Origin of the sequence: Aeromicrobium wangtongii (assembly GCF_024584515.1) — a bacterium.
GTDB lineage: Bacteria > Actinomycetota > Actinomycetes > Propionibacteriales > Nocardioidaceae > Aeromicrobium > Aeromicrobium wangtongii.
The window spans coordinates 3,418,520-3,444,262 of record NZ_CP102173.1; the positions used below are offsets into that span (position 1 = coordinate 3,418,520).

Genomic DNA, 25,743 nt, shown 5'->3' on the forward strand with positions numbered 1-25,743 from the left:
CCTACTGGTGGGCGGGCTGGGCAATGCGGGAGCGGAGCTCGCGCTTGAGGATCTTGCCGATCGCGTTGCGCGGCAGCTCCTGGACGATCTCGAGGCGTTCGGGCCACTTGAACTTGGCGACGCCCTGCTCGGCGAGGGGGGCGATGATCTCCTGCAGCGTCGGCTCCTGCCCGGGCACGCGCGGCACCACGAACAGGCAGACCCGTTCGCCCAGCCGGTCGTCCGGCATCGCGACGGCGGCGACCGCGGCGACGCGCTCGTCGGCGATCACGAGCGCCTCGATCTCGGCGGCCGAGATCTTGAACCCGCCCCGGATGATGAGGTCCTTGGCCCGGTCGACGTGCGTCAGGTACGCCTCGTTGTGCGCGCTGATCTCGAACACGTCGCCGGTGCAGAACCAGCCGTCCTCGTCGAAGCCGTGGCGATCCTGGTTCCAGTAGCCGGCGAAGATCGTGGGCCCCTTGAGGCGCAGCTCGCCGGCGCGTCCCGGCTCGGTGATCTCCTGGCCGTCGTCCAGGCTGACCAGGCGTGCCTGCATCGCCGAGGCCACGTCGATCCGGTACGGCATGCCGGGCTGGCCGTACCGCGGGAAGAACCGCCCGCGCTCCGCCGGGTCCGGCACCGTGTCGGGGTCCCCGTAGAGCACGCCGCCCTCGTTGGAGCCGAACAGGTTGAGCACCTCGACGCCGTGGTCGTTCTCCCACCGCGCGATCATCCAGCCCGACAGCGGCGCAGAACCCGAGCCCACCGCACGCAGGGTGGACAGATCGTGCTCCTCGAAGGCCACGTCGTCGAGCACCAGCGTGTCGAGGACCAGCGGTGGGGCGCACGTGTAGGTGACCTGCTCGGCCTCGATCTGCCCCACGAACACGTCCAGGTCGAAGGGGTGGTGCTGAACCAGCGTGGTGCCCAACAGGAGCCACGGCATGAACATGCCCGCCAGTCCCCCACCGTTGACCATCGGGAACGGGTTGAGCAGGATGTCCGACGACGTCAGCCGGGGCGACTGGATGCACGACAGGCCCAGCACCTCCCAGTCACCGTACGCACGGGGCACGCCCTTCGGGCTGCCCTCGGTACCCGAGGTCCAGACCAGCGTCACGCAGTCATTGGGGTGCCGGTCGAGCCGTTCGAGATGGCGGCGCAGCTGCGGGGAGTCGTTCGAGGCCGCGGCCATGAGGCCCTCGAGCCCGCCGGCACCCTCCACGGGCTCGTCGCCGAAGGCCAGGACCGTGTGCAGCGTCGGCAGGTCGGCGGCCAGCTCGACGTGCTCGGCCGCGAGGCGCCTGCCGGTGGCGTGGGCCGCCGAGACGAACACCTCGACACCCGCGGCCTCGCCCATTCCTCGCAGCTCGTGGCGCTGGTACTGCACGGGGAACGGGGTCACGATCCCGCCGAGCCGGGCGACGGCCAGCAGCACGATGGGCAGCTCGACGGCGTTGGGCAGCTGGACACCGACGACCACGTCGCGGGTCACGCCGTGCGCGAACAGCACACGGGACAGCCGATCGACCTGGTCGCCGACCTCGGCCCAGGTCAGGCGCCGTGGTTCGCCGTGCAGGAAGGACGCGCGGTTGGGCGGGTCTACCAGGGAGATCTGGTCCGGCACCTCGATGCGGTGCCGGTCCAGCAGATCGGTCCACGTGCGGCCGGACCACCAGCCGGCGCGCAGATGCTCCGCGGCGCTCTCCTCGGAAAACAGACGCACGGCGTCCCACCTCTCTGCTCCATGTCGGTGACCGCCCTCATGCTAGACGAGCCATTCCGAAACTACTAGATAGCAAGTGACTATCATTCGAGCAGCACTCACGGCAGAATGGGGCACACCCCCACGTTCACGCCGCTCACAGACGAGCGGAATCGAGGAGTTGACCGCCATGCGACGACGGCCCACAGCATCCGACCTTATTAACTTCACCAGCGATAGTCGCCGATCGCAGCGCGGAACCGTCGCATGAGCGATGCCGACCCGGTCCTGGTCACCCACGACGCGGGAGTGGCCGTCCTCACCCTGAACCGCCCCGAGCGCAAGAACGCCTGGACGGTCGGCATGCAGGGCGACTACTACGGCGCCCTCGCCGCGGCCGCCGGCGACCCGGACGTCCGTGCGATCGTGGTGACCGGGGCCGGCGGCGCGTTCTGTCCCGGCGCCGACACCCGGGCGCTCACGACGTACACCGAGACCGGCACGACCAATCCTCTCGCCGAGCAGATCGAGCAGCCCGAGTGGTTCCCCAGCACGATCGCCAAGCCGATGATCGCCGCGATCCAGGGCCCCTGCGCGGGGATCGGCCTCGTGCAGGCCCTGATGTGCGACATCCGCGTGGCCGCTGCGGACGCTCGCCTGTCGACGGCCTTCGCCCGTCGCGGGCTGCCGGCCATGCACGGCGGTGAGTGGCTTCTCGAACGCATCGCCGGCGCCGCGGTCGCGCACGAGCTGTTGCTGACCGGCCGCACCTTCGACGGCACAGAGGCTCAGCGCCTCGGGGTGGTCCACGAGACCGCCGCCGATCCCCTGGCCCGGGCGACCCAGATCGCCCGCGACATGGCCACCGACTGCTCGCCCGCGTCGATGGCGCACATCAAGCAGCGGCTGTGGACCAGCCGCGAACGCTCCCTCGAGCAGACCGTCGTCGAGGTCGATGCCGTGCTCGACGGCTTCCTCGCCTCGGAGGACTTCCGCGAGGGCGTCACCAGTTTCCAGGAGCGTCGCTCCCCCCAGTTCCGCGGGTTGTCACACCCGACCGGACCCGCCCAGTGAAGGACACCATGAAAACCCCCCTCTCCCAGCCCCTGCGTCTGCCCGTGGTCGCGGCACCGATGTTCCTGATCTCCGGGCCAGACCTGGTGATCGCCGCCTGCACGTCCGGCATCGTCGGATCCTTTCCCGCCCCCAACTGCCGCACCGCCGACGAGCTCGACAGCTGGATGGGCACGATCACCGACGGGCTCACGAGCGCCGCGGCCGCCGACCCCGACGCGATCGTCGCCCCGTGGGCGATCAACCTGGTGACGCACCGCACGAACGCGCGCCTGGCCGACGACCTGCAGCTGGTCGCGCAGCACCAGCCCCCGATCGTCATCACCGCGCTCGGCTCGCCGGCACCGGTGATCGACACCGTGAAGGCGTACGGCGGCATCGTGATCGCCGACGTCGTCAACCTCAAGCTGGCCCAGAAGGCGGCCGCGATGGGCGTCGACGGCCTGGCGTGCGTGTCCACCGGCGCCGGTGGACACACCGGCCACCTGTCGCCGTTCGCGTTCATCTCCGCGGTCCGCGACTTCTTCGACGGCATCATCACCGTGGGCGGCGGCATCACCGACGGCCAGGGCATCGCCGGCGCCGTCGCGGCCGGCGCGGACCTGGTCTACATGGGCACGCGCTTCCTGCCGACGACCGAGAGCCTGGCCCAGCCCGAGTACAAGCAGATGGTCGTGGACCACGGCACGGACGATCTCATCGTCAGCTCGGGCATCACCGGCACGGACGCCTCGTGGCTGCGCCCCAGCCTGGTCGCCAATGGTCTCGACCCGGACAACCTGGTTGCCCCGACGGCCCGCAACTACGACTCGACCGAGTCCCCCACCAAGAAGTGGAAGGACATCTGGGCCGCCGGACAGGGCCTGCAGACCATCCGCGCGATCGAGCCGGTCGCGCAGGTCGTGGACCGCCTCGAGGTCGAGTACCGCGCCGCCCATGAGCGCTTCACCGCCCTGGGACTTCCCTCCTCGACCACGGTGCACGCATGACGTACGAGACGATCGTCTGCACCGTCACCGACCACATCGCCACGATCGAGCTGAACCGCCCCGAGGCGATGAACTCGATCGACCAGACGATGCTGGACGAGCTCACCGCGGTGTTCGCCCAGACGAATGCCGACCCCGACGTGCGGGTGGTCGTGGTGACCGGCCGCGGCAGGGCGTACTGCGCCGGTGCCGATCTCTCCGGGGGGTCGGCATCGCTGGACGCCGAGGAGCGCGGCTGGGCCGAGGAGATCGACGAGTTCCGTGACGGCGGCGGGCTCATCACGCTGCAGATCTTCGAGTCCACCAAGCCCGTGATCGGTGCCGTCAACGGCGTCGCCGCGGGCCTCGGCGCCACGATGCTGCTCCCGATGGACATCATCCTGGCCTCGGAGACGGCGCGGTTCGGCTTCGTGTTCGCCAAGCGCGGCATCGTGCCGGAGGCCTGCTCGACCTGGTTCCTGCCCAAGAAGGTGGGGGTCAGCACGGCTGCGGAGTGGTTCTACACCGGTCGCATGGTGCCGGCCGCCGAAGCGCTGGAGGCCGGTCTGGTCCGCAGCGTCCACGCCCCGGACGATCTGCTGCCCGCGGCGTACGCCCTCGCCCGCGAGATCGTCGAGAACACCGCCCCGGTCGCCGTCGGCATGATCCGCCAGATGCTGTGGCGGTTCGCCGGCTCCGAGCACCCGATGGACGCCCACCGCATCGACTCGCGAATCAACTTCGAGCTCGGCCGGACGCCCGACGTCGTCGAGGGCATCACGTCGTTCCTGGAGAAGCGGCCGCCGCAGTTCCCCGGCCGACTGCCCGGGGACGCTCCGTCGTCCTACCCGTGGTGGACCGAGCCGTCCTTCCGGCAGTAGCGCGGCACCACGCACAACGGCTCGATCCCCGCGGGGATCGAGCCGTTGTGCGTGGCAGGTCGGACGGTCAGTGACCGAAGTCCTGCGTGATGCCCATGCCGGCCAGCAGCGTCGGGCGGTCGTAGTACTCGACCCACTTGGTGATCTTGCCGTCCGCCATCGACATGATGCCCACGACGGGCACCTGCCCGTGGTTGCCGTCAAAGACGAAGTCGTCGACCCGCTCGACGAATACCCGGCCGTCGATGACGCCGAGGGACTTGATGATCAGCTTCATGCTGGTGGCCTTGCTGCCCAACAGTGCGATGCGCTCGCCGACGGCCTCCTTGCCGACCAGCGGCTCGTGCATGACGCTGTGCAGCACGCCGTCGTCGGCGAACAGATCAGTGACGGCGTCCCAGTCCATCGTGTCCCAGGCCGCGAACATGGTGCGGGCCAGCTCGAGCTTCTGGTCATCGGTCATGGTGGTCACGCGTTGACACCTTTCGTGGACGTGATGCGCAGATCGCGCTTGAGGATCTTGCCGACCGGGTTGCGCGGCATCTCACCGACGACCTGGAGGCGCTCGGGCAGCTTGAACGAGGCGATCTTGCGCGAGCGCAGGAATGCGACCAGCTCGTCCAGCGCCATGGTCGCGCCCGGCTTGAGGGTGACGATCGCCGCGATCCGCTCGCCGAGCACTTCGTCCGGGTCACCGATCACGGCGACGTCGATGACGTCGGGGTGCTCGGCGATGAGAGCCTCCAGCTCGACGGGGGCGATGTTCATGCCGCCACGGATGATGAGGTCCTTGGCCCGGTCAAGATAGTGCAGGAACTGTCCCTTGTCCCCTGCGATCTCGAACAGGTCACCGGTCTTGAGGTAGCCCTGCTCGTCGAACGGGGACGGTCGCCGGTCGCCGTGCAGGTAGCCCGCGAAGACCGTGGGCCCGCTGATCCGCAGCTCGCCGCTGCGGCCCGGCTCGGTGATGTCCTCGCCGGTGGCGAGATCGACCAGCCGGACGCTGGTCTGTTCCGCGATGCGCCCCGAGTAGGTGACGCCCTCGGTGCCGTAGCGCGGGAAGTACTGTGCGCGATCCATCGGGTCGGGGAAGTCCTCGAGGCTCGAGAGCAGGCTGATGCCCTCGTTGGAGCCGAAGAAGTTGATGACCCCGATTCCGAACTTCTCCTGCCAGCCGCGAACCATCGTGGGCTGCAGCGGGACCGAGCCCGAGCCCAGGCGGGTCAGGCTGCTCAGATCGACCTTGGCGAGCAGCTCCTCGTTCTGCAGCAGCTGCCACAGCAGCGCGGGAGGCGCGACGGTGTAGGTCACCTTCTCGGCCGAGATCTGGCCGAGGAAGGTCATCAGATCGAACGGGTGGTGCTGCACCAGTACGCAGCCGACGCGCAGCCACGGCAGGAACATGCCGTTGATACCGGCCATGTTGACCATCGGGAACGGGTTGAGCAGGACATCGTCCTGGGTGAGGCGGGGCGCCTCGACCGTCGACCAGCAGATCGCGAGCCAGTCGTGGTGGCAGCGCGGGACGCCCTTGGGCTCGCTCTCGGTGCCGGACGTCCAGCACAGCGTGAGGCAGTCGTTCGCGTCATTGGGGTCCGCTGCGACCTGGGCCGCGACGCGGTCCCGCTGCTCGGCCGTCGCAGCCGTCGGTGCGATGTGCAGGACGCCGTCGGGGACACCGCCGGCGATCTCGGCATCGGGACCGTACGCGATGACGGTCCGCAGCGAGGGCATGCGGTCGAGCGCAGAGTGGATGTCCTCCAGGGGCGAGCGCCCGCCGAACTGGGCAACGGTCACGAAGGCCGCGAACTCGCCCTGGTTCGTCATGCCGACGACCTCGTGCTCGCGGTACTGCATCGGCAGCGGCGAGATGACCACGCCGATCTTCCACGCTGCCAGGTAGACCTCGGCGAGCTCGATCGTGTTGGGCATCTGCAGACCCACGATGTCGCCCCGGCCGAGGCCGAGCGCGAGGAACCGGTCGGCCAGGTACGTCACCTCGGCGTCGAGCTCGGCCCAGGTCAGTCGGCGCGGCCCGGCTCCGGTCAGCGCGACGCGGTTCGTCGGATCGACGATCGCGAGCTCATCGGCACGGGTCCGCACCTGGTGATCGAACAGCTGGTCGACGGTCTCGCCGGTCCACCAGCCCCGTCCCACGTAGTCCTGGACCTTCTCGGCGGGATGAAGTCCCCGAGGCATCGTCATGACAGCTCCTGACACATATGGGATGACCCCCACGGCGAGGCGACGAACAGCCCTTTGTGAGTGACACTCCAATTAACAATGTGATACACATTACTACAGTAAGCAGAGCGAGTCGTCAACGACTCCTCGCGCACCTCGACGGATTGGATCCACGCCGTGATTTCGTTGCAACCGCAGATCTGGAACCGGGCTCCGGGCTCCTCGGAGCCCGCACCCTGGATCTCCTGCCGGACCGGTGAGCGCGCATGAGCAGCCTGCGCGGAGCGCCCGTCGAGGGTGCCACGATCGTCATCACGGGAGCCAATCGCGGCATCGGGCTGGCCTTCGTCCAGGAGGCTCTCGCAAAGGGTGCCGCCAAGGTCTACGCCGGCGTGCGCGACCTGGGAGACATCACCCCCGAGCTCGCCGCCACAGAGGCCGAGCCCGTCCGGCTCGAGGTCACCAGCACGGACGACATCCGGGCTGCTGCTGCTCACTGCGCCGACGCGACGGTCCTGATCAACAACGCCGGCCTGCACGCCAACGACCGGCTGGTCAAGGCCTCCGACCCCGACGCGGCCCGCCGCGAGATGGAGGTCAACTTCTTCGGCCCGCTGGAGACGACGCGCGCCTTCGCACCCGTGATCGCCGCCAACGGTGGCGGGTCGATCGTCAACGTCCTGTCCGTCGCGGCCATCGCGCCGACGGCCTTCATGGGCGGCTACTCCCCCGCCAAGGCCGCCGCGCTCTACCTCGGGGGCATCGCCCGCGCCGAGCTCGAGCCGGACGGCATCACGGTCACCTCGCTCATCGTCGGCTCGGTCGACACCCGCATGGCCGCCCACGTCGACGGGAACAAGGAGGACCCTCGCGACATCGCGAAGGCCGGTCTGAAGGCCATGTCCCGCGGCGAGTGGACCTGCGACACCGACCGCATGGCGTACGAGTCACGGGCCCGGCTCGCCCTCGACCCCGTCCGCTACGAACGCGCGCTGGGCAAGCTGCTGTTCGTCTCCGACCTGAGCACCACGGCATGAGCACGCCGATCCGGGTGGCCCAGTGGGCCACCGGCGCGGTGGGCAAGACGATCCTGCGCGGCATCATCGATCGTTCCGACCTCGAGCTGGTCGGGCTGTACGTCTACGGCGACCGCAAGGTCGGCAAGGACGCCGGCGAGATCGCCCGCCGCGAGACCACCGGGGTCATTGCGACCCGCGATCTCGACGAGCTGATCGCGACCCGGCCACAGGTCGTCATGCACGCACCGCGTCTGCAGGTGCCGTACGAGAAGCACGACGAGGACCTGCTCACGCTGCTGCGCGCCGGCATCAACGTCATCACCACCGCCGGCCAGCACTTCCCGCGGGCCCACGGATCGCAGCGCGAGCGACTGTTCCTGGACGCGTGCGAGGAGGGCAACAGCACGCTGTTCGGCGTCGGCGTGAGCCCTGGCATCATCGGCGAGCGGCTGGCACTGGGCCTGACCGGTGCCAGCGTGACGCTCGACAGCATCACGATCGACGAGGTCCTCGACGCCCGCTCGATGCCGGACCCCGACTTCGCCTTCACCGTCATGGGCATGGGCTCGGACCCCGCCCAGCTCGACGGCAGCGGTCCCCTGCCGACCCTGTACGCCGCCCTGTACCTCGAGACCATCGCGTTCATGTGCGAGCAGATGGGCGTCACGTACGACGAGATCCGTCCCGACCACGTCGTCGTCCCGGCCAGCAGGGATCTCGAGGTCGCGGCGGGGCACATCGCCGCCGGCACGGTGGGCTCCACCGAGTGGCGCTGGCACGCGATCGTGGACGGCAAGCCGTTCCTGACCCTCGCGATCATCTGGACGATGGAGCCCGACCGCGAGGAGTACGCGGGCCGCGACCACTGGACGATCCACTTCAAGGGCAAGCCCGAGATGGTCGTGACCCTCAACCTGGTGGAGCCGGACGAGCCCGGCAGCCGGACCACCGCCGGCCAGTTCGTCACCGCCGGTCCGGCGCTGCGGGCGATCGAGGCGGTCGTCGACGCCCCCGCCGGAATCTTCGAACCGCCGGTGTTCGCACCCTTCCGGATGGACAGATGAGCGCTGCGCCGGGCTATCTGGACCCGCACTACTCGCTGCACCCCGATGGGAGTCGCGTCGAGCGGCTCGAGGACATCGTCCGCAAGCGCGCGGCGGCCACGCCGGAGCTGCCCGCCGTCATCGCGCCCGAGGGGACGACGACGTTCGCCGAGCTCGACCGGCAGGCCAACCGGGTCGCGCAGGCGCTGCTCCGCGACGGGGTGGTCCCCGGGGATCGGGTCTCGTACGTCGGCGAGAACGCCGCCTCGTTCCTCGCGGTGCTCTACGGGGCCTCCAAGATGGGCGCGATCCCGACGGCACTGAACTTCCGCCTGGCGGTGCCGGAGGTCGAGCACATCCTCGGCGACACCGAGCCGGCCGTCGTGGTGCTCGGCCGGGGGCAGGAACGGCTGGCCGCCGCCGCGGCAGCTGTCGGCAGCGTCCGGTCGGTCGTCACGGTCGAGGACGGCCCGGGCACCACCGGCTGGGTCTCCTGGCTGGACCGCGTCCGTGAGGACGATCCGGGGTACGCCCGTGGCGCCGACGAGACCGCGCTGATGTTCTACAGCTCGGGGACGACCGGCCGGCCCAAGGGCATCGAGCTGACCGGCCCCAACCTGGGTCAGGCACTCGCCGCGATGCACTACCTCCTGGAGTTCGACACCACGGCGGTCGCGCTCGCACCCATCCCGTTCTTCCACGTCTCGGGCCTCGGGCTGGCGCTGGTGGCCACCCTGAACGGCTCGGCGCTGCTGCTGCGCAACCCGACGTCCCCCGCGGACCTGTGCCGCATCCTGCAGGAGGAAAAGGTCACCCACGCGGTCGCGGTGCCGACGGTCATCCAGTTCCTGATGGCGCTGCCGCAGGTGCGCGAGGGCGACTGGTCCCGGCTGCGGTACATGATCTACGGAGCGGCCCCGATGCCCGAGTCCGTGCTGCGGGACGCCACCTCGGTACTGGGCTGCAAGTTCCTGCAGAGCTACGGACTGACCGAGTCGACCGGCGGGGTCACGATCCTGATGCCCGAGGACCACGACGTCACCGGCGCGACGAGCCACCGGCTGCGGTCGGTCGGCCGCCCCATGGCGAATGTTCCCGTGCGCATCGTCGATCCGGTGACGCTCGAGGACCTCCCGGCGGGCGAGCGCGGCGAGGTGCTCATCGGCGGCGGACACGTGATGCGGCGCTACTGGCGCGATCCGGCGGCCACCGCAGCGACCCTCACCCCGGACGGCTGGCTCCGCTCGGGTGACGGCGGCTCGTTCGACGAGGACGGCTACCTCTACCTGCACGACCGGCTCAAGGACATGATCGTCTCGGGCGGGGAGAACGTGTACCCCGCCGAGGTCGAGAGCATCCTCACCGGCCACCCCGACGTGGCCCAGGCCGCCGTCGTGGGAGTGCCCTCGCAGACCTGGGGCGAGTCGCCGATCGCGGTGGTCGTGCGGGTGCCCGGCGCGACGCTGACCGAGGCCGAGCTGATCGCGTGGTCGCGGGAGCACATGGCCCACTTCAAGTGCCCGATCTCGGTGGCATTCGTCGACGAGCTGCCCCTGAACGCCAGCGGCAAGCTGCTCAAGACCGAGCTGCGCTCGACGTACGGGAGCTGACCCCTCCCCGCCGCCGGTGCCGCGGGGAGGGGGTCCGGGTCAGACGAGGGTGAACGTCACCCCGCTGATCGTCACGGTGCGCTCGGCAGGCTCACGACCCGCGACCACGGCCAGGTCGACGCCGGTCATCATCTTGGCGTCGCCCTGCACGAAGCGCACCGTGCGCGAGCCGAGCTGCAGCTGCGGCACGTCGTCGACGACGCTGACCTCCAGGCCGAACAACGTGGCCCACTTCGCCGACTGCGCCTGCGGGTCCGGTGAGCTGATCTCGACGGCCAGCACGTCGTCGACGACCGGGGCATCGGGTACCTCTGCGTCGACATCGTCCCAGAACCACGCGTCCGGGTCGGCGATCTCGTCCAGCTCGACGAGCAGACCCAGATCGCCGGGGTGCAGCTGCACGATGCGGTGGCCGTAGGCCTCCAGGTCGTGGGCCCGACGGATGCCGAGGGCGTCCGCGGCAGCCAGCAGCGGCCCCAGGTCGTCGACCTGGATCGCGAGGCCGTATCCGCCGCCGACGCCGCCGGCCTTGGCGATCCAGCCGTTGATCGGCGCCTCGGGGGTCAACGGCCCCACCAGCTCGAGGTGAGCCTGCGGCCCGACCCGGAACGTCTGGTCGTCCATGCCGATGTCCTCCAGGAGCGGATCGGCGAAGCCGGCGGCCAGGCCGAATGCCGACCGGAGCTCGGCACTGGCCGACTCCATGTCGCCGGTGCCGATGATGACCTGACGGATCGTGGTGAAGCTCATCCGATGTTCCTCTCGTGTCCGGCCCACCAGGGGGCACGGAGCTCGCGCTTGAGCACTTTCCCGGACGGGTTCCGGGGAAGCTGGTCGACCACCTCGACGGCGGTCGGGCACTTGTAGTGCGCGAGCCGCTCGCGGGTGAAGGAGATGAGCTCGGCCGGGTCGATCGTCTCGCCGGCGCGGGGCACCACCACGGCCAGCGGCGTCTCGCCCCACTTCTGCGACGGCACACCGATCACCGCGACCTCCTGGACCGCGGGGTGGGCCATGATCGCGTTCTCGACCTCGGCCGGGTAGATGTTCTCTCCGCCGGACATCAGCAGATCCTTGATCCGGTCCTTGAGGAACAGGTAGCCGTCGGCGTCGAGGTGGCCCGCGTCACCGGTCCGGAACCAGCCGCCGGGCCAGAACGCCTCGGCGGTCGCCTGCGGATTGCGCCAGTAGGCCGTCGTGACGCCGGGTCCACGGGTCACGACCTCGCCGACGACGCCCGTCTCGCAGAGCGCACCGGTGTCGGGGTCCATGATCGCGACCTCCAGGCCCGGCACCGCCCGGCCCGCCGAGCGCAGCTTGCTGTCGGCTCCGACGACGTGGTCCTCCGGTCGCAGGAACGTCGTCACACCGATGGTCTCGGTCAGTCCGTAGCTCTGGGACAGCTGGGCGCCGAAGACCTTCTGCGCTCCGAGCATCACGGTCTCGGAGATCGGGGAACCGCCGTAGACGACGTGCTCGACGCTCGAGTAGTCGGCCGCGGACGCCTCGGGGCTCGTGATGAACAGCTGCATCACGGTCGGCACCATGATGACGTGCGTCGCCCGGTGACCGACCAGCAACGACAGCATGTTGTGCGGGGTGACCTCGGTGAACTGGACGATCGAGCCGCCAGCGGCGAGCGCGATGAGCGACCAGCCGCCCGCGGCGATGTGGTAGTACGGCGTGGGCACGAGGCTGACCGACGCGGGCGAGACGTCGAACATCGCACTGAAGGCGTCGACCGCCCAGAGGAATCCGCTCACGGTCGTGGTGACGCCCTTGGGGCGGCCGGTCGTGCCCGAGGAGTACATGAGGCAGCACAGCGTGTCGCCGCCGGTGTCACGGCGCGGGTCGACCGCCGGGTGCGCCGCGAGCCACTCCTCGTACGCCTGCCAGCCGTCGGCGACGGCCGGTGCCCCGGTCTGGGAGAAGGTCAGGCGCAGTCCCGTCCAGTCGTCGGGGACCAGCTCGGTCAGGTGATCCTCCACGAGGAGCGCCGCGGGGTCGGCGTCGTCGAGGATCCAGGCGATCTCCGGCCCGGACAGCCGGAAGTTCAGCGGGACGATCACCACGCCGGCCTTCGAGGCGGCGAAGAACAGCTCCCAGTACTCCGTCGCGTTGCGGGCGAGGTACGCCACCCGATCACCGGCTGCGAGACCGTGGGCGACCAGACCGGAGGCGACCGCGTCCGAGCGGGAGGACAGCTCGCCGTACGTGATGGTGCGGCCCTCCCCGACGATCGCCGGGGAGTCGGGGCAGGTCTGGTTATTGGCGCGGATCACGTCCGCGAGCGTCGTCCGTTCGACAGCGGTGGTGGTCATTGGTTGTCCTGTTCTGTCGTCCGATCGCCGCGTTCGACGATCGTGATGTCTTGACCCGTGAGGACCCCGTCGCACTGGTCGCAGCGGAAGGTCGCCACAAATCCCTCGCCACAGCCGCGGTGCTGCTGCACGATGGCAGGCCCCTCCGGCGCCCGGAACCACTCCTGGGCCCACTGCAGGGCGGCCGCGATGACGGGGTAGAACGCCCGCCCCTTCTCGGTGAGGTGGTACTCGGCCCAGTCGGGCCGTTGCGGATTCTGGGTCGCGACGAGCACGTCGATCCCGACGAAGGCCCGCAGGCGCTCGGCGACCAGCGTGGGCGGGGCACCCAGGTTCGTCTCGAAGTCCGAGAACCGGGTCACCCCACGGAACGCGGCACCGAGCAGCGCCGAGGCCCACCGGTTGCCCAGCACCATCATGGTCTCGGGGAACATCCCGGCCAGGCTGTGCGAGGTGTCGGACTCCGAGCGCCGGCGGGTGACGGACTCGGGGACGGATCGCTCCCATGAGCCGCTCGGGCCCCAGTCGCCGACGACGTCCTTGGCCTCGACCGGTTGCTCACACGCACCGCAGGTCAGCTGCGGCGAGAACTCCCGCCCGCACACCTCGTGCCGCATCGTCGGCAGCGACTCGCGCTGGTCGACCCAGCGGCGTTCCCACTCCCAGATCGCCAGCATGAAGGGCCACAGCGCCCGGCTGCGGTCGGTGACGACGTACTCGGCTCGCAGCGGATTCGTCTGGTAGATGTGCCGGCGCAGCAGCCCTTCCCGCACCAGCAGGTTGAGCCGACTGGTCAACGTCGAGTTCGAGATCGGCAGTGCCCTCGTGAGCTGACCGAACCGTCCCACACCCTGGAGGGCCTGCTGGATGATCAGCAGGGTCCACTCGTCGCCGAGCAGGCCGAGCATCCTGCCGATCGCGTTGGTCGCGTCCGGCAGGAGCTCGGTCGGCTGCGTCGCCAGCTGCGTCGCGCCGTCGTCGACGTCGATGGCTACAGCCCCACCGCGTCCGCTGCCGTGTCGGCCGTCTGCCAGCGACGCAGGTCCGAGCCCGGCGCCCACGTCGAGTGGGTGCCGCTGGAGATGCGCTGCGGCAGCTTGAGCTTGCAGACCGGCCCGTCGGTGATCCGTGCCGCGTCGAACACCAGGGCGTACGACGCGTCCGCGTTCATGTCGGTCGTGAGGGTCACCAGGTAGCCGTCGTCCTCGGACGTGCTGCCGACACGCGGCGCCATCGCGGTCTCGCTGCCGTACACACCGTCGCCGAAGGAGATCCGCTCCTCGGTGCCGTCGTGGAGATCGTGCTTGACCAGTCCGTCGAACAGGAACCACGAGGGCTTACCGGTCGCGGCGTAGGCGTAGCGGTACTTTCCGCCGGCGTAGGCGCCGTTCATCATGCCGAACTCGGTGATCGAGTCGCTGAGCTGCTCCTCCTTGACCTGGCCGGTCACGAGGTTGAGGCGCCAGCGGTGCAGCCGCGACTGCATGCGGTCGAGCGCGAGGAAGCGGAACGCGCGCTGCCAGTGGTTGCCCATGCCGTTGTCGGCGGGCTCGGGGTCACCCTGGAAGAAGCCGTCCAGGACGATCTCGTCGCCCTCCTCGTACGCGTTGACGAAGTGCAGCACGTACGTCGACTCGGCCTCGAACCACTTGATGTCCGAGGTCTGGCCCTTGCGCGGGATGACCGCGAAACGGGTCGGCGTCTCGGGGTGGAAGCGCGCGATGTGCGCATCAGCCTTCAGCGCCTCGGGATCCCAGTACAGCGGGCAGTCGTTGAGGATCGCGTAGTTCTCCGTGAAGGCCATGTCGTGCGGCAGGCGCGGGCCGGGCAGCGGGATGTCGACGTAGTGGCTCAGGTCGTTGTTCTGGTCGACGACGCCGTAGTGCATGTACGGCGCCTCCTTGCTGTAGTTGAAGAACAGCATCTCGCCGGTGCGGTCGTCGACCTTCGGGTGCGCCGACACGCCCCACTCGAACGGGAACTTGCCGTTCCAGGACTCCTTGCCGAGCGTCTCGGCCGACATCGGGTCGAGCCGGTACAGATCGCCGCACTGGTAGAAGCTGGTGAGCGCCACACCGCGGTGCACCACGACATCGGTGCTCGAGGCGTCCTTCATGCGGCGGCGGGCACCCCAGCCGTCCTCGCGCAGCGCGCTGGACGGTCGCTCGGCGAGCCCGGCCCACAGGGCCTGCCCGGCCTCCTGCTCGGCCAGGAAGCCGTCGGTGCGGATGAAGCGGTTGCGGTAGAACGCCTTGCCGTCGCGGAAGCCGACGACGTGGATCATGCCGTCGCCGTCGAACGGGTGATAGTTCTTCAGCGACGGGTGCACCGGGTTCTCGGTGTTGCGCAGGTAGACCCCGTCGAGGTCCGTGGGGATCTCGCCCTCGACGACCTCGAGGTCGTCGGCGTTCCACTCGGTGGTCTGCGGCTGCCACGGGCCGGTGCGGTACGGGTGGTCGTCATCCGCCGGGAGGGTGGACAGAATGCGACCGACGACTTCAACGTCCATCGTGGGACTCCTTCGCAGGGGGTTCGGGGGATCTAGGCGGCGGGAGCAGCGCCGACGACAAGACTCACCGTCGTGGCGGTGCTGCCGCCGAAGTTGAGGGTGCCGAAGGTCGTGGCGCCGTCGACCTGGTAGTCGCCGGCGGTGCCGCTGACCTGCTTGGCGGCGTCGAGCAGCATCCGGACGCCGCTCGCGCCGACCGGGTGGCCGCCGCCGATGAGGCCGCCACTGGGGTTGATCGGCAGCCGGCCGCCCATCTCGATCTCGCCGTTCTCGATCGCCTTCCAGGACTCGCCCGGACCGGTGAGCCCGATGTGGTCGATCGCGAGGTACTCACTCGGCGTGAAGCAGTCGTGGGTCTCGAGGCCGTCGAGCGCGTCGATCGTGATGCCGGCCCGGTCGAAGGCGTCGTTGACGGCATCCCGCAGGTGCGGCAGGACGTACGGGTTGTCGGCGTCCCGCTGGAGCTTCTGGGCCAGGCCGAGCCCCACGGTGCGGTGCCCCCAGCCCAGGACCTGGGCGATCGGGGTCGCGTTCGCGCCGGGATTGCGGCGCAGGTAGGAGTCGGTCACCAGGACGACACCTGCGCCGCCGTCGGTCACCTGGCTGCAGTCGAAGCGCCGGAGCCGGCCCTCGATCACCGGATTGGTCGCGTCGTCACGGCCCATGCCGGCGACGAGGTCCGGCACGTCCCAGCCACGGGTCTGCGCGTGGGGATTGCGCCGGGCGTTGGCGAAGTTGATCTGGGCGATCGCGCGCAGGTGGATGTCGTTGAGGCCGTAGCGGGCGTCGTACTCCTCTGCCACCTCGCTGAACATGTGCGGCCACATGTACGTCGCGTCCTGGCCCTCGTGCCCCACCCAGGCGGCTGCACCGAGGTGACCCGCGGCGGCGTCACCGCTCACGGTCTTCTCCAGCTCGACCCCCACGACGAGGGCGCTGTCGTAGTTGCCCGCCTTGAGGTCGGCCATCGCGGCGAGCACCGCAAGACCACCGGACGCGCAGGCCGCCTCGTGCCGCGAGGAGGGCGTGCCCCACAGGTCGGGACGCACGGTGGCGGGCATCGCGCCGAGCTGGCCCTGGCCGGTGAACAGCTGGCCGAATGCGTTGCCGACGTGGACGACGCCGATGTCGGCCCCGTCGATCTTGGCGGCCTCCAGCGTGCTGTCGACGACCTCGGAGGTCAGATCGGCGAAGTCCTTGCCCTCGCGGGTCAGATTGCGGGCGAAGTCGCTCTGGTAGCCACCGAGGACCCAGATGTTCTCGCTCATCACGCTCTCCTTGTCCTCCCGCGCCTCGTACTCGTGAGGCGCCGCCGGGCGTGGGCCGCGACGGGATCGGGGGTTGCCAATGTGCGGCAACCGTACTACAACTAACAGAGTATCTCCACCAGTTGAATGAGGATTCGATGACTGAAGCGTTCGTCCTGGACTACGTCCGGACCCCTCGTGGCAAGGCAAGTCCCAAGGGAGGCCTCCACGACTGGTCGGCCCTTGACCTGCTCGTGCACCTGAAGAAGGCACTGGTCGAGCGCAACGGGCTCGACGTCGAGACGATCGACGACGTGACCGTCGGATCTGCCTCCCAGGTCGCCGAGCAGGGCGGCAACATCGCCCGCACCGCGGCACTCCTGGCCGGTTGGGGGGACAGCGTCCCCGGCGGCACGATCAACCGGTTCTGCGCCTCGGGGGTCGATGCCGTGGGCCAGACCGCCGCTCGTGTCCGCGGTGGCGATCTGAACCTGGCCGTCGCCGGCGGCGTGGAGAGCGTCTCGCGCGTCCCGATGTTCGCCGACCAGGGCCCGCTGTGGACCGATCCGAAGATCATCCGCGCGATCGGCTCGGTGCACATGGGCATCGCCGCCGACCTCAACGCGACGCTCGAGGGCTTCACCCGCGAGCAGCTCGACACGTACGGTGTCGAGACCCAGCTCAAGGCCGCCAGGGCCCAGGCCGAGGGCGTGTTCGCCCGTTCGCTGGTGCCGGTGCCGCCGAAGGGCGACAGCCCGGGGCTCGACCACGACGAGCTGGTGCGTCCGGGCACCACCCTGGAGAGCCTCGGTCAGCTGCCGCCGGCCTTCGCCGAGCTGGGCGAGTCCGGCCAGGACGCGATCGCGCTGGGCGCCTACTCCGGCGTCAGCACGATCGAGCACCTGCACACCGTCGGCACCTCCCCCGCGATGGCGGACGCATCCGCGCTCCTACTCATCGGCACCGCGGCATCCGCCGAGCGTGCCGGGATCGCCCCCCGGGCCCGCATCATCGGATCGGCCTCGACGGCGGTGAACCCGGTCGTGATGCTGACGGCAGGTCAGAGCGCCGTCGAGCAGGTCATCGCCCGCGCCGGGCTGACCCCCGACGACATCGACGTGTTCGAGTTCGCCGAGGCATTCGCGGCGCTGTGCCTGCGCTTCCGGCGCGATCTCGGCGCCGGACCGGACCGGATGAACCCCCATGGCGGAACGATGGCCATGGGCCACGCCTTCGGTGCGACCGGGGCGATCCTCGTCGGCAGCTGCGTCGAGGAGCTCGAGCGTCGCGGCGGCCGGTACGGCGTCGCGGCCGTGAGCGGTGCCGCCGGTCTCGGTGTGGCCGTCCTCGTCGAGCGCGTGACCGCGTGACCGGGACGCTGGCAGGACAGGTCGCCGTCGTCACCGGCGGCGGCAAGGGACTCGGCCGGGCCTTCGCGCTCCACCTGGCCGCGCTCGGGGCATCGGTCGTGGTCAACAACCGCAACCGGGTCGTGGACGCGGACGGCCGCGGCGCCGCCGATCACGTCGTGGACGAGATCATCGCGGCAGACGGTCAGGCCGTGGCCGACTACGGCGACGTCGCCGATCCCGCGACCGCCGACGCCCTGGTCGACATCGCGATGAGCACCTGGGGCCGTCTCGACGTGCTCGTCACGAGCGCCGCCGTGAGCTCTCCCCAGATGTTCCACAACACGTCCGCGGACAACTTCGCCCAGGTCATGAACATCAACGTGACCGGGACGGCGCTCGTCGCCTCGGCCGCGATGCGGGTCATGCGCGAGGCCGGACACGGCCGGATCATCATGGTCGCGTCGACCGCCGGCCTGCACGGCGAGCCGACCGTCTCCGCGTACGCCGCGAGCAAGGGCGCCGTGATCGCGCTGGGTCGCACCGTCGCCGCCGAGGGGGCGCGCCGCGGCGTCCTGACCAACATCCTGCTCCCCTACGCGACGACCCAGATGACCGAGGCCGGGATGGATCCGCGGCTCGCCGACTCGATGCGCGCCGAGCTGGTCGCCCCCGTGGTCGGCGCCCTCGCCGATCCCGCCTCCACGATCAACGGGCAGGTCATCGTCGCCGCCGGGACCGGGCTGCGGGTCGCCGACGCGATCGAGGGCGGCACGGTCTCCTTCGGGGACGCCGAGCAGCTCTCGGGAACCGAGCTGGCCACCCTGATCGCCCAGAGCCGCGCCGGCGATCAGCACACCTATGCGCATGCGCAGGAGGCCTTCCAGGCCTTCGCCGCCGACCGCGTCTGACCTGGACCACCACCGGAAAGTTTGCTCATGAACGATGTGCCCTGGGGCGACCTCGCCCTCAACCTGCTCGCCGTGACGATCGCGATCATCGTCTTCATCGGTGTCATCATGGCGGTCGCGATCCGCATCAAGAACCAGTCGATCATCGACATCTTCTGGGGGCCGGGCTTCGTCGTCGCGGCCGTCGTGTCGTACCTCGTGTCCGCCGGGGGCGACGGTGACGACACCCGCCGGCTGGTGGTCCTCGTCCTGACCGCCGTGTGGGGGCTGCGCCTGGGCCTCTACATCGGCAACCGCAACCGGGGGCACGGCGAGGACAAGCGCTACACCGCCCTCATGCGCAAGCAGACCGGCTCGCTCGTGGCCTTCCTCGTGCGCAAGATCTACGGGCTGCAGGGCCTGCTCATGATCCTGATCTCGCTGCCCGTCCAGTTCGCGATGTACCAGGACAGCTCGCTCGGCGTCATCGGATCGATCGGTATCGCCGTCTGGGCCGTGGGCCTGTTCTTCGAGGCCGTCGGCGACTGGCAGCTCGCCCGCTTCAAGGCCGATCCCGCCAACCGTGGCCGGGTCATGGACCGGGGCCTGTGGGCCTGGACCCGTCACCCCAACTACTTCGGCGACTCCTGCGTCTGGGTCGGGCTGTTCCTGCTCGCGCTCGGTGCGCCGTGGGGTGTCGTCACCGTGGTGGCCCCGATCGTGATGATCAAGCTGCTGGTCAGCTTCAGCGGCAAGGCGCTGCTCGAGCGCGGCATGCGTCGCAGCAAGGGCGAGGCGTACGAGGCGTACGTTGCCAGCACGAGCGGCTTCTTCCCCCTCCCCCCGCGCCGCAGCGCCGGGCGCCGGGCGAAGAGCACGTCTTGACGCAGGGCACCGTCGGCCTCGCGGAGCTGTTCACGCTCGAGCGGACCGGCACCGACTGCTGGGTCGGGCGCACCGACGGCGTGCGCCTGCCCCAGCTGTTCGGCGGGCAGCTCGTCGGGCAGACACTGGTCGCCGCCGGGGCGAGCGTCGAGGACGCCAAGGCGCTGCACTCGATCCACACGACATTCCTGCGGGCCGGGGCGTCCGGCGTGCCCGTGACGTTCCGGGTGGAGCGGCTGCGCGACGGGCGATCGATCTCGACCCGCCAGGTCGACGCCTGGCAGGGCGAGCGGCTGCTGTGCCGCTCGACGGTCTCGTGCGCCGTGGAGCCCGACGGCATCTCCCACCAGCGCCCCGCGCCCACCGTCCCGGGGCCGCAGGACTGCCCCGACATCCGCGACGTCGCCGCGGCCGACGGCGGTCTCGGGGAGTTCTGGGAGGACTTCGCGGCGGTCGAGATACGGCTCGTGCCCGATGTCCCCGGCGAGGTCGCCCACTCCGCGTCCCCCGTCAACGGCGTCTGGATGCGATCGGTCGATCCCATCGGCGACGACCCCGTGCTGCAGCGGGCCGCCCTCGCGTACGCGAGCGACCTCATGCTGATGTCGACCGCCGTCACCCCGCACGGTCACGTCCCCGGCCACGAGCGCTCACTGGCCCGCGACTGGACGGCCGTCTCGCTCGACCACGCATTGTGGTTCCGCGGCACGCCACGCGCCGACGACTGGATGCTCTTCGAGCACAGCACCCCCATGGGCCGGGCCGGCCGGGCGGTGGTCGAGGCCGGCGTGTTCGACCGGGCCGGCAGCTCGATCGGCCACTGCGTCCAGGAAGCCTGGATCCAGCGCCGGTCCTGACCTCGCACCACCCCATCACCACGGAGGAACCATGACCCACCCGCACATCGTCCTGCTCGATCGCATCATGGCCGCGGCCGAGGCCAGCGACGCCTCGGACCTGCCCGACATCTACACCCCCGACGCGGTCATCTGGCACAACCACGACGACCGCGAGCAGACCGTCGAGCAGAACGCGCGCATGCTGACCAGGATCGGCGCCTGGGTCGACGACCTGCGCTACACCGATCGCCGAGTGACCGCGTACGACACCGGGGCGGTCCAGCAGCACGTCCTGCGCGGCACCCGCAGCTCGACGGGCGAACAGATCGCCCTGCACGCCTGCGTCGTCATCACGGTCACCGACGGTCGGATCTCCCGGCTCGACGAGTACATCGACAGCGCCGAGGGAGCCAAGGTCGCACCCTGACCCGGCTGGTCGGTGTCAGCCGCGCAGCTGCGCGGCCAACGGGCAGTCGAAGGGGTCGCGGGCGCGGATGCCGACATTGTTGAGGTAGTCGATCACGATCGCGTAGGAGCGGAAGAGCCCGACCTCCAGGTAGTCGATCCCGTTGGCCTCGCAGTGCGCCCTGACGAAGGGCTGGGCCTTGCGCAGGTTGCAGCGCGGCATGCTCGGGAACAGGTGGTGCTCGATCTGATAGTTGAGCCCACCCATCGCCCAGTCGACCAACGGGTTGCCGCGCACGTTGCGCGAGACCATGACCTGGCGGCGCAGGAAGTCCAGCTTCATGTCCGGCGGGATGATCGGCATGCCCTTGTGGGCCGGCGCGAACGACGCGCCGAGGCAGAACCCGAACACGGCCATCTGGACGGCGAAGAAGGCGACGGCCTTGCCCAGCGGCAGGAACGCCAGCAGGATCGCGACATAGACCGCCAGCCGTGTGACCACGAGGAACAGCTCGACCCGGCGCCACGGCTGGACGGATGTCTTGTCGCGGGCGGCGCGGATGCTCTCGGCGTGCAGGTTCAGGCCCTCGAGGGTCAGCAGCGGGAAGAACAGCCAGCCCTGACGCTTCACGAACCAGCCCGCGAAGCCGGTCGTGCGCTGGGCGACGATGCCGGGGGTGAACGCGATCGCGCCCGGACCGATGTCGGGGTCGTAGCCCTCGAGGTTCGGTCCCCGGTGGTGCATGTTGTGCTTGGCCCGCCACCACGCGAAGCTCAGGCCGGCGAAGGCACCCGCGAGGATGCGGGCCGTCCACGAGTTCCAGGCCGGCGAGGCGAACATCTGCCGGTGGGCGGCGTCGTGGCCGAGGAAGCCGAACTGCGTCACGATGACGCCGAGGGCGGCGGCCAGCGCGAGCTGCCACCAGGAGTTGCCGAGCCAGAAGAAGGCCGCCCAGATCGCGAAGAACGCCGCGACGTGCGCGCCGATCTGCACCCAGTAGTAGACGTGCCTGCGCTCGAGGAGTCCCTCGTCCTTGACCGTCCGCATCAGGTCGGTGAACTGGCTCGTGTACTCGCCCGGCCTCGTGCGGGCCGAACGGGTGGCGCTCGCATCTGTCCTCATCGGCGGCCCTCCTGGGGGCTGGCGGTCCGACGCGCCTGGCTGGCCGCGGCGGGACGTTGTCCTCAGAGTGTGGCACCGACACGGCTCCACCGCGCCCCAACCGCCGGAGAACCGGCGGGAGCGATGGCTCGCCGGCTACTCCAGGACGAGCAGCAGATCGCCGCCCTCGGCCTGGCGGGTGTCGCCGATGACCACCCGCGCGACGGTGCCGCCGGTGGCCGCGGTGATCGACGCCTCCATCTTCATGGCCTCGATCGTGGCGACGGCCTGCCCGGGCTCCACCGTGTCGCCCTTGGACACCAGCGCGTGGACGACGCCGGCGAACGGCACCGCGACATGCTGCGGGTTGCCGGAGTCGGCCTTCTCCGCAGAGGTGACCTTGGAGTCGACCGACCGGTCGCGGACCTCGGTGGGCCTGATCTGACCGTTGATCGTGCCGACGACGTTGCGGATGCCACGCTCGTCGGCGTCGCCGACCGCCTCGATGCCGAACAGCAGCAGCTGTCCCTCGGCGACCTCGACCTCGGTCTCCTCGCCGGCCTTCATGCCGTAGAGGAAGGCCTCGGTGGGCACCGCGGTCAGGTCGCCGAACTCCGCGCGGGCCTTGTCGAAGTCATCGGTCGGTCCGGGGAAGAGCAGCCGGTTCAACGTGTGCCGGCGATTCTCGGCCAGGCCGGCCCGGTCGTCGTCGGTCAGCTCGGTGACCTTCGGCGCACTGGTGCGGCCCTGCAGCGCCTTGGTGCGGAACGGCTCGGGCCAGCCACCGGGCGGATCGCCCAGCTCGCCGGACAGGAAGCCGATGACCGAGTCGGGGATGTCGAACGAGGCCGGGTCGTCGGCGAAGGCGACCGGATCGGCGCCGACGGCCACCAGGTGCAGCGCCAGGTCGCCGACGACCTTGGACGACGGCGTCACCTTCACGACGTTGCCGAGGATGTCGTTGGCCGCGGCGTACATGTCCTCGATCTGCTCGAACTTCTCTCCCAAGCCGAGCGCGACGGCCTGCTGGCGCAGGTTCGACAGCTGGCCGCCGGGGATCTCGTGGCGGTACACCCGGCCGGTCGGTGCCGGGAGCCCGGACTCGAACGGCGCGTACAGGCGGCGGGTGGCCTCCCAGTACGGCTCCAGCGCGTTGACCGCGTCGATGTCCAGGCCGGTCGTCCGCTCCGAGTGGTTCGTCGCGGCGACCAGCGCCGACATCGGCGGCTGGGACGTCGTGCCGGCCAGGGCGGCTGACGCCGCGTCGACCGCGTCGACGCCCGCCTCGATCGCCGCGGTCAGCGTCGCGAGCTGACCGCCGGGGGTGTCGTGGGTGTGCAGGTGCACCGGCAGGTCGAACCGCTCGCGCAGCGCGCCCACCAGCGTCCGCGCGGCGGGTGCGCGCAGCAGCCCGGCCATGTCCTTGATCGCCAGGACGTGGGCACCGGCGTCGACGATGCGCTCGGCCAGCCGCAGGTAGTAGTCCAGCGTGTACAGCTTCTCGTCCGGATCGGACAGGTCACCGGTGTAGCACAGCGCGACCTCGGCGACGGCCGTTCCGGTCGCCCGGACCGCATCGATCGCCGGACGCATCTGGTCGACGTCGTTGAGCGCGTCGAAGATGCGGAAGATGTCGATGCCGGTCGCGGCCGCCTCGGCGACGAATGCGTCGGTCACCTCGGTCGGGTACGGCGTGTAGCCGACCGTGTTGCGTCCGCGCAGCAGCATCTGCAGGCAGATGTTGGGGGCGGCCTCGCGCATCGCGGCCAGCCGGTCCCACGGGTCCTCCTTGAGGAACCGCAGCGCGACGTCGTACGTCGCGCCGCCCCAGGCCTCGATGCTCAGCAGCTGCGGCGTCATCCGGGCGACGTACGGCGCGACCTGCACCAGGTCGCGGGTGCGGACGCGGGTCGCGAGCAGCGACTGGTGGGCGTCGCGGAAGGTCGTGTCCGTGACACCGACGGTGTCGCGCTGGCGCAGCGCCGCCGCGAAGCCCTCGGGCCCCAGCTGGGCCAGCAGCTGACGGGATCCGTCCGGCGCCGGCGCGTCCAGGTCCAGGAGCGGCAGCTTCGTGACCGGATCGGTGCTGGTGGGCGAGGAGCCGTGCGGCTTGTTGACCGTGACGTCGGCGAGCCACGACAAGATCTTGCCGGCCGGGTCGGACGCCCCCAGCGCGTCAAGCAGCTCGGGGTGCTGCTCGATGAACGAGGTCGTGACGTGACCGGCCCGGAAGTCCGGATTGGCCAGCAGGCCCTTGAGGAAGCCGATGTTGGTCGAGATGCCGCCGATGTGGAACTCGCTCAAGGCGCGCTCGGCCCGGGTCACGGCCGCCTCGAAGTCACGGCCACGGCAGGTCAGCTTGGACAACATGGAGTCGAAGTGGGCGCTGACCGTGGCGCCGGTGAACGCCGTGCCGCCGTCCAGGCGGACGCCCGGACCGCCCGGGGAGCGGTACGAGGTGATCGTTCCGGTGTCGGGGCGGAACCCGTTGGCGGGGTCCTCGGTGGTGATGCGGCACTGCAGCGCGAAGCCCCGCGTCCGGATGTCGTCCTGGACGTCGAGGTCCAGATCGGCCAGCGTCTCGCCGGCCGCGATGCGGATCTGCGACTGCACCAGGTCGACGCCAGTGACCTCCTCGGTCACAGTGTGCTCGACCTGGATGCGCGGGTTCATCTCGATGAACACGTAGCGGCCGTCGGCACCGAGCAGGAACTCGACCGTTCCGGCGCACGAGTAGCCGATCGATTCGGCGAACCGCACCGCATCGGCGCACATCGCCTCGCGGGTCTCGCGCGGCAGGTGCGGTGCGGGAGCGATCTCGACGACCTTTTGGTGGCGGCGCTGCACCGAGCAGTCCCGCTCGTACAGGTGGACGACGTGGCCCTGCTGGTCGGCCAGGATCTGGACCTCGATGTGGCGGGCGTCGATGACCGCTTCCTCGATGAAGCACGTCGGGTCACCGAAGGCGCCGTCGGCCTCGCGCATCGCGGCCTCGATCGACTCACGCAGCTTGGCGGGGTCATCGACCTTGCGCATGCCGCGCCCGCCGCCGCCGGCCACGGCCTTCACGAACAGCGGATATGTCAGGACGTCCGAGGCAGCGACGAGCTCGTCCACATCGGCGGACGGCTCGACGGACTTCAGCGTCGGCACCCCGGCGGCCTTGGCCGCGGCAATCGCCGATGCCTTGTTGCCGGTCAGCTCGAGGACCTCCTTGGCCGGTCCGATGAAGGTGATCCCGGCGTTCCGGCATGCCTCGGCCAGGTCAGGGTTCTCCGACAAGAAGCCGTAGCCGGGGTAGATCGCGTCGGCGCCGGCCTTGACGGCCGCGGCGACGATCGCCTCCGGATCCAGGTAGGCGCGGACCGGGTGGCCGCGCTCGCCGATCTCGTAGGCCTCGTCGGCGCGCACCCGGTGCTCTGAGCCGCGGTCCTCGTACGGGAACACCGCCACCGTCCGGACGCCTAGCTCGTGCGCTGCACGGATGGCGCGGATGGCGATCTCACCACGGTTGGCCACGAGGATCTTCTGGAACAACGCAATCGTCCTTGCTCAGAGGGGCTGTCCGCGCCAGCGTAGTGGGTTGCCGACGCGCCCCACGACCACGTCGTTCCGGTGGACGGACTCCCCGTCGCGGGGCCGATCCCCGCGGTGATCGCGCCAGGTGCAGCCGCCGCGGCCGCAGGGCGTGGTGCACTCGCGCCACCGCGAAAATCCCTCTACGGTGCTG

Annotated in this window: 21 protein-coding genes; 11 read left to right on the forward strand and 10 right to left on the reverse strand. The window is 70.1% G+C overall.

Annotated elements, in window-relative coordinates; all coding sequences use genetic code 11:
- Window position 1: 1 nt before the first annotated feature.
- On the reverse strand, window positions 2-1,708 hold the full coding sequence (locus NQV15_RS16790; protein ID WP_232403567.1) for a class I adenylate-forming enzyme family protein: 1,707 nt from the start codon (window positions 1,706-1,708) through the stop codon (window positions 2-4).
- Between the two features lie 246 nt (window positions 1,709-1,954).
- On the opposite strand from NQV15_RS16790, the gene NQV15_RS16795 reads away from it, so the two are divergent.
- The 3 genes from NQV15_RS16795 to NQV15_RS16805 are packed head-to-tail and all read left to right on the forward strand — an operon-like array spanning window position 1,955 to window position 4,610.
- The gene (locus tag NQV15_RS16795; RefSeq protein ID WP_232403569.1) at window positions 1,955-2,761 is read left to right on the forward strand and encodes an enoyl-CoA hydratase-related protein; all 807 of its coding nucleotides are present in this window, start codon (window positions 1,955-1,957) and stop codon (window positions 2,759-2,761) included.
- Window positions 2,762-2,769: 8 nt separating this feature from the next.
- The gene (locus NQV15_RS16800) at window positions 2,770-3,750 is read left to right on the forward strand and encodes an NAD(P)H-dependent flavin oxidoreductase (protein WP_232403570.1); all 981 of its coding nucleotides are present in this window, start codon (window positions 2,770-2,772) and stop codon (window positions 3,748-3,750) included.
- Window positions 3,747-4,610, forward strand: a complete 864-nt coding sequence (locus NQV15_RS16805) for a crotonase/enoyl-CoA hydratase family protein (protein WP_232403571.1) — start codon at window positions 3,747-3,749, stop codon at window positions 4,608-4,610. Before NQV15_RS16800 ends, NQV15_RS16805 begins: the two co-directional genes overlap by 4 nt.
- A gap of 67 nt (window positions 4,611-4,677) precedes the next feature.
- On the opposite strand, the gene NQV15_RS16810 is transcribed toward NQV15_RS16805, so the two are convergent.
- Window positions 4,678-5,073 carry a nuclear transport factor 2 family protein gene (locus NQV15_RS16810; protein WP_232403777.1) on the reverse strand — a complete coding sequence of 132 codons (396 nt, stop codon included), beginning with the start codon at window positions 5,071-5,073 and terminating at the stop codon, window positions 4,678-4,680.
- Window positions 5,074-5,078: 5 nt separating this feature from the next.
- On the reverse strand, window positions 5,079-6,815 hold the full coding sequence (locus tag NQV15_RS16815; RefSeq protein WP_232403572.1) for a class I adenylate-forming enzyme family protein: 1,737 nt from the start codon (window positions 6,813-6,815) through the stop codon (window positions 5,079-5,081).
- Between the two features lie 245 nt (window positions 6,816-7,060).
- On the opposite strand from NQV15_RS16815, the gene NQV15_RS16820 reads away from it, so the two are divergent.
- From NQV15_RS16820 to NQV15_RS16830, 3 genes are read left to right on the forward strand one after another with little or no spacing between them, the layout of a single operon-like run.
- A complete protein-coding gene (locus tag NQV15_RS16820) occupies window positions 7,061-7,831 on the forward strand; it encodes an SDR family oxidoreductase (protein ID WP_232403573.1) in 771 nt (256 codons plus the stop codon).
- Window positions 7,828-8,877 carry an NAD(P)H-dependent amine dehydrogenase family protein gene (locus tag NQV15_RS16825; protein WP_232403574.1) on the forward strand — a complete coding sequence of 350 codons (1,050 nt, stop codon included), beginning with the start codon at window positions 7,828-7,830 and terminating at the stop codon, window positions 8,875-8,877. Before NQV15_RS16820 ends, NQV15_RS16825 begins: the two co-directional genes overlap by 4 nt.
- Window positions 8,874-10,466, forward strand: a complete 1,593-nt coding sequence (locus NQV15_RS16830; protein ID WP_232403575.1) for a long-chain-fatty-acid--CoA ligase — start codon at window positions 8,874-8,876, stop codon at window positions 10,464-10,466. The genes NQV15_RS16825 and NQV15_RS16830 overlap by 4 nt, the downstream gene beginning before the upstream one ends.
- Before the next feature lie 39 nt (window positions 10,467-10,505).
- Here NQV15_RS16830 and NQV15_RS16835 read toward each other — a convergent pair whose 3' ends face one another.
- Genes NQV15_RS16835 through NQV15_RS16855 form a run of 5 tightly spaced genes read right to left on the reverse strand, consistent with a single transcriptional unit; the run spans window position 10,506 to window position 16,564 of the window.
- Entirely contained in the window at window positions 10,506-11,216 is a 711-nt protein-coding gene (locus tag NQV15_RS16835) for a VOC family protein (protein WP_232403576.1), read from the reverse strand.
- Entirely contained in the window at window positions 11,213-12,787 is a 1,575-nt protein-coding gene (locus NQV15_RS16840) for a long-chain-fatty-acid--CoA ligase (protein ID WP_232403577.1), read from the reverse strand. Before NQV15_RS16840 ends, NQV15_RS16835 begins: the two co-directional genes overlap by 4 nt.
- A complete protein-coding gene (locus tag NQV15_RS16845) occupies window positions 12,784-13,848 on the reverse strand; it encodes a winged helix-turn-helix transcriptional regulator (RefSeq protein ID WP_232403579.1) in 1,065 nt (354 codons plus the stop codon). The genes NQV15_RS16840 and NQV15_RS16845 overlap by 4 nt, the downstream gene beginning before the upstream one ends.
- Window positions 13,779-15,296, reverse strand: coding sequence for a carotenoid oxygenase family protein (locus NQV15_RS16850; RefSeq protein ID WP_232403581.1), 1,518 nt, complete (start codon window positions 15,294-15,296; stop codon window positions 13,779-13,781). The genes NQV15_RS16845 and NQV15_RS16850 overlap by 70 nt, the downstream gene beginning before the upstream one ends.
- Before the next feature lie 32 nt (window positions 15,297-15,328).
- Window positions 15,329-16,564, reverse strand: a complete 1,236-nt coding sequence (locus NQV15_RS16855) for an acetyl-CoA acetyltransferase (RefSeq protein WP_232403583.1) — start codon at window positions 16,562-16,564, stop codon at window positions 15,329-15,331.
- 137 nt (window positions 16,565-16,701) lie between these two features.
- On the opposite strand from NQV15_RS16855, the gene NQV15_RS16860 reads away from it, so the two are divergent.
- From NQV15_RS16860 to NQV15_RS16880, 5 genes are read left to right on the forward strand one after another with little or no spacing between them, the layout of a single operon-like run.
- On the forward strand, window positions 16,702-17,913 hold the full coding sequence (locus NQV15_RS16860; protein WP_232403585.1) for an acetyl-CoA C-acyltransferase: 1,212 nt from the start codon (window positions 16,702-16,704) through the stop codon (window positions 17,911-17,913).
- The gene (locus NQV15_RS16865) at window positions 17,910-18,803 is read left to right on the forward strand and encodes an SDR family NAD(P)-dependent oxidoreductase (RefSeq protein ID WP_232403586.1); all 894 of its coding nucleotides are present in this window, start codon (window positions 17,910-17,912) and stop codon (window positions 18,801-18,803) included. The genes NQV15_RS16860 and NQV15_RS16865 overlap by 4 nt, the downstream gene beginning before the upstream one ends.
- Before the next feature lie 27 nt (window positions 18,804-18,830).
- Window positions 18,831-19,667 (forward strand): DUF1295 domain-containing protein, encoded by an 837-nt coding sequence (locus NQV15_RS16870; protein ID WP_232403587.1) that lies wholly within the window; start codon window positions 18,831-18,833, stop codon window positions 19,665-19,667.
- A complete protein-coding gene (locus NQV15_RS16875) occupies window positions 19,664-20,524 on the forward strand; it encodes an acyl-CoA thioesterase (protein WP_232403588.1) in 861 nt (286 codons plus the stop codon). The genes NQV15_RS16870 and NQV15_RS16875 overlap by 4 nt, the downstream gene beginning before the upstream one ends.
- Before the next feature lie 31 nt (window positions 20,525-20,555).
- Complete coding sequence (locus NQV15_RS16880) at window positions 20,556-20,933, forward strand: nuclear transport factor 2 family protein (RefSeq protein WP_232403589.1); 378 nt, start codon at window positions 20,556-20,558, stop codon at window positions 20,931-20,933.
- A gap of 15 nt (window positions 20,934-20,948) precedes the next feature.
- Here the strand turns inward: NQV15_RS16880 and NQV15_RS16885 are convergent, their stop codons facing one another.
- Window positions 20,949-22,034, reverse strand: coding sequence for a fatty acid desaturase family protein (locus NQV15_RS16885; protein ID WP_232403590.1), 1,086 nt, complete (start codon window positions 22,032-22,034; stop codon window positions 20,949-20,951).
- A gap of 135 nt (window positions 22,035-22,169) precedes the next feature.
- Window positions 22,170-25,550, reverse strand: a complete 3,381-nt coding sequence (locus tag NQV15_RS16890; protein WP_232403591.1) for a pyruvate carboxylase — start codon at window positions 25,548-25,550, stop codon at window positions 22,170-22,172.
- Between the last annotated feature and the right edge of the window lie 193 nt (window positions 25,551-25,743).